This is a genomic window from Brevibacillus sp. M2.1A (assembly GCF_013284355.2).
In the GTDB taxonomy this organism is placed as follows: Bacteria; Bacillota; Bacilli; order Brevibacillales; family Brevibacillaceae; genus Brevibacillus.
This window is the reverse complement of record NZ_JABSUY020000001.1, coordinates 5,794,568-5,808,145: the sequence shown is the minus strand read 5'-3', so window position 1 is coordinate 5,808,145 and position 13,578 is coordinate 5,794,568. Positions and strand designations below refer to the sequence as shown.

16 protein-coding genes are annotated in these 13,578 nt (G+C 45.8%); 15 read left to right on the top strand and 1 reads right to left on the bottom strand.

Going from position 1 to position 13,578, the window contains the following annotated elements; all coding sequences use genetic code 11:
* The first annotated feature begins 155 nt into the window (after nt 1-155).
* The 6 genes from HP567_RS27695 to HP567_RS27670 all read left to right on the top strand — a co-directional run bounded on the left by HP567_RS27695 (nt 156) and on the right by HP567_RS27670 (nt 4,851).
* Nucleotides 156-575: a hypothetical protein gene (locus tag HP567_RS27695; protein ID WP_173609878.1), complete on the top strand. Its 420-nt coding sequence runs from the start codon at nt 156-158 to the stop codon at nt 573-575.
* Nucleotides 576-684: 109 nt separating this feature from the next.
* Entirely contained in the window at nt 685-1,329 is a 645-nt protein-coding gene (locus HP567_RS27690) for a SurA N-terminal domain-containing protein (RefSeq protein WP_173609879.1), read from the top strand.
* Between the two features lie 142 nt (nt 1,330-1,471).
* The gene (locus HP567_RS27685; protein ID WP_173609880.1) at nt 1,472-2,980 is read left to right on the top strand and encodes a spore germination protein; all 1,509 of its coding nucleotides are present in this window, start codon (nt 1,472-1,474) and stop codon (nt 2,978-2,980) included.
* A gap of 35 nt (nt 2,981-3,015) precedes the next feature.
* The gene (locus HP567_RS27680; protein WP_173609881.1) at nt 3,016-4,197 is read left to right on the top strand and encodes a Ger(x)C family spore germination protein; all 1,182 of its coding nucleotides are present in this window, start codon (nt 3,016-3,018) and stop codon (nt 4,195-4,197) included.
* 28 nt (nt 4,198-4,225) lie between these two features.
* Complete coding sequence (locus HP567_RS27675) at nt 4,226-4,453, top strand: hypothetical protein (protein ID WP_173609882.1); 228 nt, start codon at nt 4,226-4,228, stop codon at nt 4,451-4,453.
* A 47-nt stretch (nt 4,454-4,500) separates the two neighbouring features.
* The gene (locus HP567_RS27670) at nt 4,501-4,851 is read left to right on the top strand and encodes a hypothetical protein (protein WP_173609883.1); all 351 of its coding nucleotides are present in this window, start codon (nt 4,501-4,503) and stop codon (nt 4,849-4,851) included.
* A gap of 55 nt (nt 4,852-4,906) precedes the next feature.
* Here the strand turns inward: HP567_RS27670 and HP567_RS27665 are convergent, their stop codons facing one another.
* A complete protein-coding gene (locus tag HP567_RS27665; protein WP_173609884.1) occupies nt 4,907-5,743 on the bottom strand; it encodes an oxidoreductase in 837 nt (278 codons plus the stop codon).
* 336 nt (nt 5,744-6,079) lie between these two features.
* On the opposite strand from HP567_RS27665, the gene coxB reads away from it, so the two are divergent.
* From coxB to HP567_RS27620, 9 genes are all read left to right on the top strand, one after another.
* Nucleotides 6,080-7,108, top strand: a complete 1,029-nt coding sequence (coxB, locus tag HP567_RS27660) for a cytochrome c oxidase subunit II (RefSeq protein WP_173609885.1) — start codon at nt 6,080-6,082, stop codon at nt 7,106-7,108.
* A 71-nt stretch (nt 7,109-7,179) separates the two neighbouring features.
* Entirely contained in the window at nt 7,180-9,024 is a 1,845-nt protein-coding gene (gene ctaD / locus HP567_RS27655) for a cytochrome c oxidase subunit I (protein ID WP_173609886.1), read from the top strand.
* Entirely contained in the window at nt 9,024-9,650 is a 627-nt protein-coding gene (locus tag HP567_RS27650) for a cytochrome c oxidase subunit 3 (RefSeq protein WP_173609887.1), read from the top strand. Before ctaD ends, HP567_RS27650 begins: the two co-directional genes overlap by 1 nt.
* A gap of 3 nt (nt 9,651-9,653) precedes the next feature.
* Nucleotides 9,654-9,971 (top strand): cytochrome C oxidase subunit IV family protein, encoded by a 318-nt coding sequence (locus HP567_RS27645; protein ID WP_007723383.1) that lies wholly within the window; start codon nt 9,654-9,656, stop codon nt 9,969-9,971.
* Nucleotides 9,972-10,332: 361 nt separating this feature from the next.
* Complete coding sequence (locus tag HP567_RS27640; protein WP_173609888.1) at nt 10,333-10,917, top strand: TetR/AcrR family transcriptional regulator; 585 nt, start codon at nt 10,333-10,335, stop codon at nt 10,915-10,917.
* 160 nt (nt 10,918-11,077) lie between these two features.
* Nucleotides 11,078-11,542 (top strand): nuclear transport factor 2 family protein, encoded by a 465-nt coding sequence (locus HP567_RS27635; protein ID WP_173609889.1) that lies wholly within the window; start codon nt 11,078-11,080, stop codon nt 11,540-11,542.
* A 22-nt stretch (nt 11,543-11,564) separates the two neighbouring features.
* The gene (locus tag HP567_RS27630) at nt 11,565-12,419 is read left to right on the top strand and encodes an NmrA family NAD(P)-binding protein (RefSeq protein ID WP_173609890.1); all 855 of its coding nucleotides are present in this window, start codon (nt 11,565-11,567) and stop codon (nt 12,417-12,419) included.
* Nucleotides 12,420-12,769: 350 nt separating this feature from the next.
* A complete protein-coding gene (locus HP567_RS27625; protein ID WP_106785970.1) occupies nt 12,770-13,069 on the top strand; it encodes an EthD family reductase in 300 nt (99 codons plus the stop codon).
* 2 nt (nt 13,070-13,071) lie between these two features.
* On the top strand, nt 13,072-13,533 hold the full coding sequence (locus tag HP567_RS27620; protein WP_173609891.1) for a PaaI family thioesterase: 462 nt from the start codon (nt 13,072-13,074) through the stop codon (nt 13,531-13,533).
* Nucleotides 13,534-13,578: the final 45 nt, after the last annotated feature.

Sequence of the window (13,578 nt, the reverse complement as noted above, 5' to 3'; positions counted from 1 at the left end):
TTTCATCTATTTTAGCTGAATTCAGGATTTGGAAATACATTTGTTTGCCGCCTTTTTTTACACGAGACTGAACAAAGCGGGATAACCGTACAAGCAATGCTCCTCTCCGCTACATAAACAAGTAGTATAAAGGACGGACGGGGGAGGTGGAATCTATGACAGCGGGACCATATGAAAATCAGAAAGATATAGATCAGCATATCCAACGTATCTATTTGAAATTAGACAAATTCGAAGAACGAATCGATCAGCTTGAGGGACAAATGATAGTCGTCACGAAGTGGTTGGAACGAATTGAACATCGGTTGGGACGCATGGAGGATGTGCGTTATGATGTACTGCAAGTTTTGAACAAGCTGCAGACTGAGTTAGAAACGAAAGCAGAGAAGACGGAAAAAGACAAAGACATTATCTTGCAACTACTGTCAAACGAAAATCGGGACAAGGAAGCACTTGCTCAGTTTATGGAAGTAGAAAAAGACAGAAAACAAGAACGCTTTTTACAGGTTTGGGCAGTTTTAGGTCCTGTCATCGCCTCCGTTCTCTCCTCTTTTTTTACCCGATTTTTTATGTAGCGCATAATATGTTTAGAATGTGGAAAAGTTGTGTAATACGCTTTCCATTTTTCTACCATAACTTCTTTCTATACTTGGAGGGCAGATTATAGAAAGAGAGGATATCCAAGTGAAGAAGTTTGATATTTCCATGCTTTCGGTTGCCATATTATTAACGGGGTTAGCTGTATTAGGTTTTTATCAATCATGGGCAAAAGGCAATGACCCTGTATTGGTAACGGCTGGCGATACCTCGATTACACAAAATCAGCTTTACGGTGAAATGAAGAAAACGTACGGAAAACAAACGATACATGAACTTGTTGCGGAAGCGTTAATCAAGCAGGAAGCCAAGGCGCAAAACGTCGCGGTGACGCAAGAAGATATGAATAAAGAGATTGATTCGATGAAACAACAGGTAGGTTCACCTGAGGCATTCCAGAACTACTTGAAGAGTATGGGAATGACCGAGGCCCAGCTGCGGGATAAGTTGAACGTGCTCATGACACGGGATAAGTTGTTGGATAAAGCATTCCCGGTTACCGAGGAGCAAATCAAAACCTACTACAATACAAATAAAGCACAGCTGGGGTCACCGACACCTGAGTTTGATAAAGTTAAAGATCATATCAAGATGATGCTGACTGACCAAAATCGCAGTCAGAACTACGGCACCTGGTTAAATACGCTTCAGGAAAAACACAAAGTAGATTGGCACGACCCGTCCTTTGACGATGCTGCAGTGCCAGGGGAAGCACAAACACCTGCTCCATAGTGTAGAACATATACCAAAAGACCTTGTCCTCTTACATGAGTGCGAGGTCTTTTTCTGTGAAAACGGTCATGAACGTTTTGTTTAGTAATGAGAGCAATCGGAGAAACTGTGTTCATAATTGCCGATGTGAGGAGCAATCCGAATGGCTCAGATTGGTTGCAGCCTAGACGACAACGTTCACTATATAAAAGAATCGCTCGGATACAGCAATGACATCGTGATTCGAGAGGTAGTCCTAGATAGCCTGGAACCTGTTCGGGCAGCTGTCATGTATGCGGACGGTATGGTTGATTCGTATCTGGTACAAGCCGTATTAATCGACAGCCTCTTATACAAAATGCGCCTGAAGGAATGGGAAGGAATACGCGAAGACGCGTTTGTACCCTTTTTAAAAGAATCCATCCTGACTGTAGGGGATATGGGGGATTTATACGATTTTCCCACCTTGTTTACAGCTTTGTTGTCTGGCTGTGTCATCATTCTCGTGGATGGCTGCTCGCAAGGAATTCATATTGGTTTGCAGGAGTGGAAGGATAGAGGGGTCACCGAGCCGTCATCGCAAACAGTCATTCGTGGTCCACGAGAAAGCTTCACGGAGACACTCCGCACCAATATTACGCTACTGCGGAGACGGATTTCCAGTGAAAAGCTATGGATTGAAATTAACAGAATCGGCGAAGAAACCAAGACAGAAGTCGCGATTGTGTATATGAAAGGGATTGTGGAAGAAGGTGTTGTAGAAGAGGTCCGTAATAGACTGGATCGAATCAGCATCGATGGCATCATGGAAAGCGGCATGATTGAGGAGCTGATCCAGGACGAAGCTTACACACCTTTCCCCACTATCTCTAACTCGGAGCGCCCTGATGTAGTGGCCGCAAATCTATTAGAGGGGCGCGTAGCGATTCTTGTAGATGGGACTCCATTTGTTTTGACCGTGCCCTCTCTCTTCGTGGAATTTTTCCATTCAGCGGAAGACTACTATCAGCGCTTTGATTTTAGTACGTTGATTCGCATGCTGCGATTTGCTTGTTTTTTAATAGCCTTGCTGGCTCCCTCCCTCTATATCGCCATTACGACCTTTCACCAAGAGATGCTCCCGACACAGCTTCTGATCAGCTTGGCGGCACAGCGAGAAGGAGTACCCTTTCCAGCCTTCATTGAGGCGATCATGATGGAAGTCGCTTTTGAGATATTGCGAGAGGCTGGAATCCGCATGCCACGTGCAGTAGGGCAAGCCATTTCTATCGTGGGAACGCTCGTCATTGGACAAGCAGCGGTGGAAGCGGGGATTGTATCGGCAGCGATGGTCATTGTGGTCTCGATTACCGCGATATCCAGCTTTATTTTCCCGGCGAGCAATATGTCGATTACCGTGAGGATTCTTCGTTTTCCCCTGATGGTGCTGGCTGCTTCTTTTGGCATATACGGAATCATTGTAGGGATGCTGGCCTTGGTGCTGCATTTATGCAGTCTGCGCTCGTTTGGCGTACCGTATATGGAATCGTTTGCTCCGTTTTCCCTGAAAGAGCAAAGAGACACGATTTTTCGCTTGCCTCGCTGGGCCTTGGACAAACGGCCTGAATCGATTACCAAAAACAATTTGCGCCGCCAATCTAAAGGGATAAAGCCATTACCACCGCAGAAGTAAGAGGTTTTCCACAGCATGGAAAGGAGTGGGCACCAGTGAAAGGGATAAAAGTTCTTCTCTGCATCGTGCTCGTTATTATCCTAGCTGGTTGTTGGGATCGAAAAGAACTGAACGATTTGGCGATTGCGGTTGGGATCGGCATTGATAAAGTGCAAGGAGGCTATCAAGTTTCGGTTCAAGTAGTAGACCCTGCAGAGGTCGCGGCCAACAAGGGAAAGCCTGGACGTGCGCCTGTTACACTCTTTACCATGAAGGCTCCAACGATTTTTGAGGCTGTGCGGAAAATGACTACGATCTCTCCCCGGAAAATTTATATGGCTCACACGCGGATGCTCATATTTGGCGAGGAGGTCGCGAGAGAAGGGATCGCTCCTGTCGTCGATTTTGTCTCGCGAGACCATGAATTTCGGACTGACTTTTATATTGCCATCGCCAGAGGAACGACGGCACGCAACATCCTGAGAGTGATCACACCGCTTGAGCAAATCCCTTCTACAGAAATGTTTGCTTCTTTGGAGACATCCTCCAAAGTATGGGCACCAACCGCAGCGGTTACGATGGATCAATTAATTACTGACTTTACCATCAAAGGGAAACAAGCGGTGTTGACAGGCGTGCGACTAACCGGATCTGCAAGGGAGGGTGACCAACGGAAGAATGTCGAGCAAATAGATACCCCCGTGCTTCTTCAATATACGACATTGGCTACTTTCCGGGGGGACAAGATGATCAACTGGCTGAGTGAAGCGGACAGCAAAGCCTATAGTTACATTACAGGCAAAGTAAAAAGCACCGTCGGAAGTATGCCTTGCAAGGGGGGAGGGCTCTTGACAATGGAAGTCATGCACGCTGACGCGAAAATCGAGGCTACCATGAAAAATGGCGCGCCTGAAGTCATCGTTCATATCGGTTTGGAAAATGATATTGGTGAAGTGCAATGCAAGCTCGATCTGACAGAGGAGAATACGATCAAGGAGCTGGAAAAAGAGGCGGAAAAATCAATGGAAGCATTGGCGACAAAAGCAATTGCCAATGCCAAGAAGCATGGAGTAGACATATATGGATTCGGAGAAGCGATTCATCGAACGTACCCGAAAGTATGGAAGAAGATAGGGGCGAATTGGGAAAAGGAATTTGCCAAGCTGCCTGTACATGTGGTTGCTGATGTGAAAATCAGACGTTTAGGAACCATCAATAATGCCTTTGAAGAAAAGTGATTGTGTGACAGGGGCAGAGGGAGTTTGTATGTCGACATTTGCTGTCATCGTTGTATCTATAATGGTTTGTGCATATGAGCTGCCCCGATTGATTCGGAAGCGGCAGCGCAAAGAGATTGCTGTCTTTCTCGGGTTGCTTGTCATCAGTGTTGGCTTGTACGCAGGAGCCGAGAAAGGGGTTGTCCCCAATCCTGTATATTGGGTGGAAATGGTTTACAAGCCTGTATACGACGGTGTCATGACATGGCTAAAGTAAACAAGGGGCATACTGAGTACACCCCCAGTAAAGGAGAGTAAATAGACGTGGACGGTCTTTTGATGAAGCTCCTCGTTAGTCCGTTGTTGGTCGTTTTGGCAGATGCTCTCTTTCCAGAAGTGAATTTCGCTAATCTATATCAGTCTGTTGGAGTCGGATTTGTCTTGGCAGTCGCCGGATATTTTTTGGATAGGGCGATCCTTACGGCAGGGAGTCTTTGGCTTACGACGATGTTTGACTTGATTATCGGCTTTTTGATCGTTTATGGAAGTATTGTGTTTTTCCCGACGGCTCAAATCGCTGCAATCGGGGCCGGGTTTGTTGCGATATTTTATGGCGTAGCAGAATATATCCAGCATGTTTGGCTGATACGCACAGGACGAACGGAAAGTGTATAGTTGTTTAACGTGCAAACACACTCCTTGGGGGTGTGTTTTGTTTATGAAAAAATCATTATGATCGCTTTGTCACGATTCGCTCAATCCATGACCACGGAAGCCAATTTTTTGCGGCGATCGTAAGTGCCACGCCCCGGCCAACCGGGTAGCGAAATCGCGGGTTGGGAGTGGTGGCTGCATGGACGATCGTTGAAATGACTGCGTCGGGAGCAGGTGCCTTTTCTATGATTGATTCTACGTGACGCATCAGTTGTTTCATTTGGGAGGCGTAAGGAGAGTCTTCATCAAGCTGTTGGTCTTGCATTCCTTTCTCCCAGATTGCTGTACGAAATGAGCCGGGCTCAACAAGGACGACTTGGACTTGAAAGGGCAGCATTTCAAGGCGAAGCGATTCACTGAAGCCTTCGACTGCATGCTTGGATGCGGCATAGGGCGAGAGACCGGGGAAACCAAATCGGCCACTGATGCTGCTTACGTTAATAATACGCCCAGCTTGTTGCTGCCGCATGTAAGGCAAGACTGCCCGAGTGACCTCGATCAGCCCGAATACATTTACATCAAACTGTTTGCGCCATTGTTCGGAAGAGACTTCCTCAGCAAAGCCGCCCAACGCGTAACCAGCATTGTTCACCAACAGATCAATGCGCCCATGCCGTGCAATGATGGAGGTGATTGCATCCTGAATTTGTTCCGGATGCGTAACATCAAGGGAAATGACTTCCAGATGATCAGGCTCTATTAGCAAGCTTGCCAATTTGTCAAGAGGGTCTCTTTTTGTGAGATCACGCATAGCAGCAATTACCTGAAAACCAGCCTTGACTAAAGCGACTGATGCGTGCTTACCAAAGCCACTTGAGGTACCAGTGACTAGTGCAATTGGTCTTTTTTGCATGGAATTCTCCTTTTAATTGTATGTGTTGTCATAATTTAACTGCAATGTTCACAAAATTGTTCATAAATTTGTTAACAAAATCATAACAAATAGCCTTTGTATTAAGGAAAATTTATGTATACTTAAATGGTTACCACGCTTGGGTAGAAGTGTGCAATACTGCCCCTTACTTTCCTGTTTGTTTCTGGAATGGCTGCTAATACCTTTCAAGTTTGGGCATTATAGTTGTAAATGGTATTGTATGCGATTTCTTCAAGCAGATAGAAAAGTACGAAAACTTCTAGTTGTAGGCGTGGCTAGAACGTTACCAACACGAAGAAAGAGGGGTTCATTGGTATGAAGGGTTGGCAACAGTATTGGCGTCAGTTTTCCCTGTTTGCTCTGCTGGCGCTAGTGTTAACCGGGTGTGGCAAAGATGAGCTCTCAGCGCTCAAGCCCTCTGGTCCGGTAGCTGCTATGCAGTTTGACCTGATGAAGCTGTCCTCCGCTATCATGATCGGCGTCTTCATTGTCGTTATGACGATCTTTACGTACGTCCTTATCCGTTATCGTAAGCGTCCCGGACAGCAAGGCATTCCTAAGCAGGTCGAAGGAAATCATGCACTTGAAATTCTTTGGACGGTAATTCCTTTCTTGCTTCTTATCATCATGGCGATTCCGACTGTTACTACCGGTTTCGCACTGCACAAGGAGTACCCAAAAGAGGAAGCAGTTCAAGTAAAGGTTACTGCTCACCAATTCTGGTGGGAATTCGAGTATCCTGATCTTGGAGTAGCGACTGCACAAGACTTGGTATTGCCAGTTGGCAAAAAGATTCAATTCGTATTATCAGCGTCTGATGTTAAGCACGCATTCTGGATTCCTGCATTGGGCGGTAAAATCGATACGAACCCAGGGCAAGAAAACAAAATGTGGTTGCAGGCAGACAAAGCAGGCATTTACTACGGTAAATGTGCGGAGCTCTGTGGAGCATCCCATGCCTTGATGGACTTCAAGGTAGAAGTAATGGAACAAGCAGATTTTGACACTTGGGTAGCTAACATGAAGGGTGTTCAGGCAAAAGAACCTGTAACAGCAACTTCTCCACTGGCTGCAGAAGGTCAACAAATCTTCGATAAGAGCTGTTTGGGATGTCACGCTGTGGCAGGTAAAGGCGGTAAGATGGGGCCAAACCTGACTAACTTTGCAGATCGCGAACGTGTAGCAGGTATCAAAGCACATACGCCGGAAAACATTGCAGAGTGGCTGAAAGATCCGCAAAAAATCAAGCCGGGCAACAAAATGCCTAACCTCAACCTCGATGACACCCAAGTGAAAGCGCTTGTTGAGTACATGGAGACATTGAGCGTAAGCGAGAAAAAGTAAAGTAAAACCTCATAAAACTTATTGCATTGACAATCGTCATAGGCAGTGACGCTTAAAAAGGAGGTAAACCCGTGTCTGCACATGCTTCTCATGCACCAAATCGCTCGGGGCTGTGGGATTATCTTACGACAGTGGACCATAAGAAGATTGCGATCCTGTATCTGATTGCTGGTGGGATTTTCTTCTTGGCCGGTGGTTTGGAAGCCCTGCTGATTCGTTTGCAGTTGATGTACCCAGAGATTGAATTCGTTGGTGCCAAGACGTTTAACGAATTAATTACGATGCACGGCACTACGATGATTTTCTTGGCGGTTATGCCGATCATTTTTGCTTTGATGAATGCGATTGTTCCCCTTCAAATCGGTGCACGCGACGTAGCATTCCCGTTTGTTAACGCACTCGGATTCTGGCTATTTTTCTTCGGGGGAGTGCTACTGAACACAAGCTGGTTCTTGGGTGGCGCACCTGATGCTGGTTGGACATCGTATACAACTTTGGCTTTGAATCAATACAGTGGAAGAGGCGTAGACTTCTACGTGCTCGGTTTGCAAATTGCCGGTCTTGGAACGCTGATTGGTGGTATTAACTTCCTGGTTACCATCATCAACATGCGTGCTCCAGGTATGACATTCATGCGTATGCCAATGTTCACCTGGGCGTCCTTTATTACATCCGGTTTGATCCTCTTTGCATTCCCTGCGATTACGGTTGGTTTGGTTCTGTTGATGTTTGACCGCTTGTTCGGCGGAAACTTTTTCAACCCTGACGCAGGTGGTAACGTTGTTATCTGGGAGCACTTGTTCTGGATCTTCGGTCACCCCGAAGTATACATTTTGATTCTCCCGGCATTCGGTATCATTTCTGAAGTAGTTTCTACATTCTCAAGAAAGCGTCTGTTTGGTTACAGCTCCATGGTATTTGCAACTGCGCTGATCGGTTTCTTGGGCTTCATGGTGTGGGCTCACCACATGTTCACAACAGGTTTGGGTGCAATTGCCAACACGCTGTTTGGACTTGCAACCATGTTGATTGCTGTGCCTACAGGTATCAAAATCTTTAACTGGCTGTTGACCATGTGGGGCGGTCAAATCCGCTTCCCTACCGCAAACCTGTTTGCAGTAGGATTTATCCCAACGTTTACAATCGGTGGTATGACAGGGGTTATGCTTGCGGTTCCGCCGGCTGACTACCAATACCATGACAGTTATTTCGTAGTTGCTCACTTCCACTACGTAATCGTAGGGGGTCTCGTATTCGGTCTCTTCTCTGGTCTTTACTACTGGTGGCCGAAAATGTTCGGTAAAATGCTGAACGAAACAATCGGTAAATGGAACTTCTGGACGTTTTTCATTGGTTTCCACCTTACCTTCTTCCCGCAACACTTCCTGGGTCTGATGGGGATGCCGCGCCGCGTCTTTACTTACCTCAAAGATCAGAACCTGGATATGGGGAACTTTATCAGTACGATTGGTGCATTTGGTATGACGATCGGTACCATCCTATTCTTGATCAACGTAGTCGTCGCAGCGAAAAGCTCAAAACGCGCTCCTGCCGATCCATGGGATGGACGTTCTCTCGAATGGGCGATTCCTTCGCCGCCGCCGGAGTACAACTTCGTTCAAACGCCTCTCGTTCGCGGTTTGGATGCGTTGTGGGTCGAGAAAATGGCTGGTAACAAGGGCATGACGCCTGCAGAGCCAATTGGCGACATTCATATGCCATCGCCTTCGTTCTTGCCATTCCTGATGTCTCTCGGATTGTTCGTGGCAGGCTATGGCTTTATCTACCACAACTATGTGGTCGTAGTAATTGGAGTGCTCGCTACATTCGCTTGCATGTTTACCCGTTCAGTGAAAGACGATCCAGGTTATCACATTCATGAAGATGAACTCGAAGAGAAAGGGGTAAAGGCTTAATGGCTAACCATCACGCACATGCAGTATTGCCTGACGAACCGGAAAAAGCCACCCTTGAAGGTAAGAATAAGGTTCTTGGCTTCTGGCTCTTCCTCGGTGGAGAGACAGTTCTCTTCGGTTCCTTGTTTGCAACATTTATCGCTCTTCGTGATCAAGCAAATGGTGGACCAACGTCCCAAGCGTTGTTTGACATGAATCTCGTTGCAGTGGCCACACTTCTCTTGCTTACCAGCTCGATGACAAGTGTTATGGCAACACTGGCCCTGCACAAGAAAGACCTCAAGAAGATTCAGCTATGGCTGACTATCACAGTAATACTCGGTCTCGGCTTCCTTGCTTTGGAGATTTACGAGTTCGTACACTATGTGAATGAAGGACTGAAAATGTCAACGAGTGCATTTGCATCTGCCTTCTACACATTGGTTGGATTCCACGGAGCTCACGTAGCGTTCGGGATTTGCTGGATCACCCTTTTACAACTATCTGCGACGAAAAAGGGCCTGACGGTAGTAACTGCACCGAAGTTCTACCTGGCATGTCTGTACTGGCACTTTATCGACGTTGTATGGGTATTCATCTTTACCGTGGTATATCTCATGGGTATGATCGGTGGAAAGGTGGGATAATCTATGGGAGCACAAGCTCATAATGAAGAGGTACGCAAACCGAAAGTGAAGCACGAGGGTCCGAAAAGACACCTTGTTGCTTTCATCGGATCTCTCGTATTGACCGCACTGGCATTCATTGCTGTGGCGTATGAAGCAATTCCATCAGGTTTTACCGTACCATTCATCGTAGCACTGGCCTTTGTTCAAGCGTTCTTCCAGCTGTATGTCTGGATGCACATGGATCAAAAAGGTCATGAGTTTGCACGGATCAGTATTTTCGCAGGGTTATTCGTAATCCTGTTAGCAATTTTCGTCTTTATTTTCTGGGTTTGGATCTAGGAAGTGGAGCGAATAGAAGAGGACAGACATTGGGTCTGTCCTCTTTTTTTGTGTATTTGTTTTATTAAGTGGCTCGGCCTACGCCCCTCATGGGCCAACTGTCCGCTCCGGAAAAAATGGCGGGAGCGCTTCAAATGTAGAAGTTTCAATGAAGTAGTTCAAAGGTGAAGCTGAAATTCCCCGCCATTTTTTCGAAGCTAGGTCGGGTTCCAGAGGCGCTTGGACTGGAAATTCGCTTCTTCCCACGAGGCTATTGGCGAAGGAATACAACAATAAATATTTTTGACTAAACGATCCGAAAAAAATCTTGACTAAACAGTCCGGAAAAGATAATCTAAACGCAGAAGGGAGTATTCATAACATGGCAAGAAGCAAGGAATTCGATACGACGCTTGTCCTGCATAAGGCAATGGAAGTATTTGGGCACTATGGCTATGAAGGTGCGTCTCTGCAAAATTTGTTGGATGGATTAGGGATCGCCCGTCAAAGCCTGTATGATACGTATGGCACGAAAAGAGATCTCTTTCTATTAGCCGTAAAGCATTACGCGAGCGAGAAGACGACTGCCGTTATTTCGCATCTGGAGCGGCCGGGTTCAGTGAAGGAAAGCATTGCGGAGATTTTCCGCGAAATCGTAACTGTACTCAAGGATGAGAGTCGCTGCAAGGAATGTTTCATTTTGCTTAGTGCGATTGATCAAGTACCACATGATACGGAAATTGCAGATTTTTTTAAAGACGATATGGCACGATTAGAAGAAGCATTTTATACTGCACTGGTCCGCGCGAAAGAACAAGGCGAACTGGGTCATCGTGAGAAAAATTTGCGTGCACTTGCACAGTATTTGAATCATGCACGATACGCTTTAACCCAAGCAGCTAAGTTAAGTACGAATCCAGAAGTGTTAGACCATATTTTAACCGTTACCCTGTCCACGCTTGATTGATAATGGAGCGACTGTAGACGCTTCATTCTATTTTTACACATATTAGACTGATCGATCTGGAAAGGAGGTGAGTGTTTTTTTGTTTCGATTATAGACTGATCGATCTAAAAATAACTGGAATGTGGATAAATAATAACAAAGGATTAGTGAGGTGCTACCTATGACTGACGCTACTACAAAACTCAGCCAGGAGGCAGAAGAAGTTGTGAAAAACTTCCTCTTGTTTATGCTGGAGCAGGATATGGATCAATGGATTGAACTTTGGGATGACAACGCTGTTTTTGAGTTCCCGTATGCTCCCCAAAATTATCCCTCAAAAATTGAAGGGAAGTCAGCGATTTATAACTATATCAAGGATTTTCCGCAAAAGATGGACCTATTTACATTCAGTGTTCCCCACATTCATCATGCAGCAGCGTCAAACCACGTCATTGTGGAATTTGAATGTGAAGGTCAAGTAATTGCTACAGGACTGCCGTACAATCAAAAATACGTGAGTGTCATCCAAATCAAAGACAAGAAAATTATCCATTACAAGGATTATTGGAATCCATTGGTGGCAATTGAGGCTTTCGGTGGCAGTATCGAATCGTTTTTGAACAGAGATCATCAGTTTGGGAACTAAGATTGGATAAGGAGCTGATCATATGGAACGTAAGGATAAGATACTTATCACAGGTGGAACGGGTACAACAGGAAGCCGTATTGCCAAAAAGCTAACAGAACTAGGCTACCATCCCCGTATAGCGAGTCGTACTAAACCATCTCTCGCCGACATCGAGTATGTACATTTTGATTGGAATGAAGTAGCAACCTTCGAGCATTCATTGAAAGATGTGAAAAAGCTATATCTGGTAGCACCAGTGGGTGTTTTTGATCCATCTCCGCTCGTACTTCCATTTCTGGATAGAGCTTTACAAGCCGGCGTGCAACGGATTGTCATGCTTAGTGCTTTGATTATTCCTGAGGATGGACCCGTGTTTGGAAGGCTCCATGAAGCAGTAAGCAAGCATAGTCCAGAGTGGGCAATATTGAAGCCTTCTTATTTCATGCAAAATTTTATTCATGGGCAACATGGAACCTCAATCAAAGAGGAGGGCAAGATTGTTACATCTACGGGAAATGGAAGGATTGGATTTGTAGACGCTGATGATATCGCCGAAGTTGGAGTTCATGCACTCATTGACGAGATTCCACATAACACCCATCATTTTATTACGGGACCAGAGGCGCTAAGCTATGCAGAAGTAGCGGCCATGATTGAATCAGCAATTGGACGTACTATCAAGCATGAACATATTAGCACGGAAGCATTGCAGGATAAGCTGGTCACAGCAGGTTTGACGATGGAATATGCAGGTTTCATGGCAGATTTGGATAAACATATTCGCAATGGTGCCGAAAACAGCGTAACCGATACGGTAGAACGAGTAACAGGGAGAAAACCACGATCCATGGCGGACTTCATATCAACCCATTCCCAACATTGGAAGCGAGACTAAGCCATTTTTTTGTGCCTATTCCGGACTGAATGGTCAATAATATTACTTCGAGAGCCTCGTTGGATTCAACGGGGTTTTTCTTATGAAGCGGATACTCCTGCAAGTGAGGGCTTTTCCCGAAAACAGAAGTCGAAATCACCCCATCGAAGCATATTCTGTCAGCCTTTTCCCAGTCATAAACATGAAGGGAAGGGAGGATACGATCTGGCAGAGTTTTCTCGCTTTTTGAAAAATACTTGCACCTGTAACAAAGGCTTTATATAATAAAAATATTAACATGCGTTAAAATAACGTTATATGAATTAGTCGTCACACATTGCAACTATAATCTGAGGAAAGCAGGGATCATGATGGTGAAATTGATAGCAATTTATCGCAAGCCCGAAGATATCGATGCTTTTGACAAACATTATTTCGAGGTACATGGCCCATTGGCAGAAAAAATGCCTGGCTTAATCAAAATGGAAGTGAGCAAAATCTACGGAACACCAATGGGAGAATCCGACCTGCATCTGATGGCAGAAATGTACTTTGAATCAAAAGAAGCTTTGATGGAAGCGTTGTCATCCCCTGAAGGTCGCGCAGCAGGAAAAGACCTCCGTGGCTTCGCTGGACCCATTGTGTCCATGCATTTTGCAGAAGTAGTTTAATCATGACCACGAAAAGATTGATAGACGAACAAGCGCTCCATCAGAAGCATTACGCAGAGATTTGTGAGAAGCTAAAGCAAGATCCATTTGCCCAATTTTTGGGCATTAAGCTGATTGAGCTGGGAGAAGGAACGGCGACTGCGGAAGTCACAGTTGCCGAGCATATGCTGAATGCCCACGGCACCGCGCATGGCGCAATCATCTTCTCCCTGGCAGACTTTGTTTTTGCAGCGGCCTGTAATTCCTATGGCAAAACGTCTGTAGCACTGTCGATGAATATCGGTTTTTTGGCTGCAGCCATGAAAGGGAATCGCTTGGTGGCAACAGCGACCGAAGAGAAGAAAAACAATCGCACAGCCTGGTACCGCATCCGCGTAGAAACGGAGCATGGCTTGGTAGCGACACTGGATGCACTGGCTTACCGGAAAAATGATTACTTCGTTGAAATCGACGAAAACGAATAACTGACAGCGAAAATAAAACGGAGAAAGGATGCCAAAAGCCCGTGC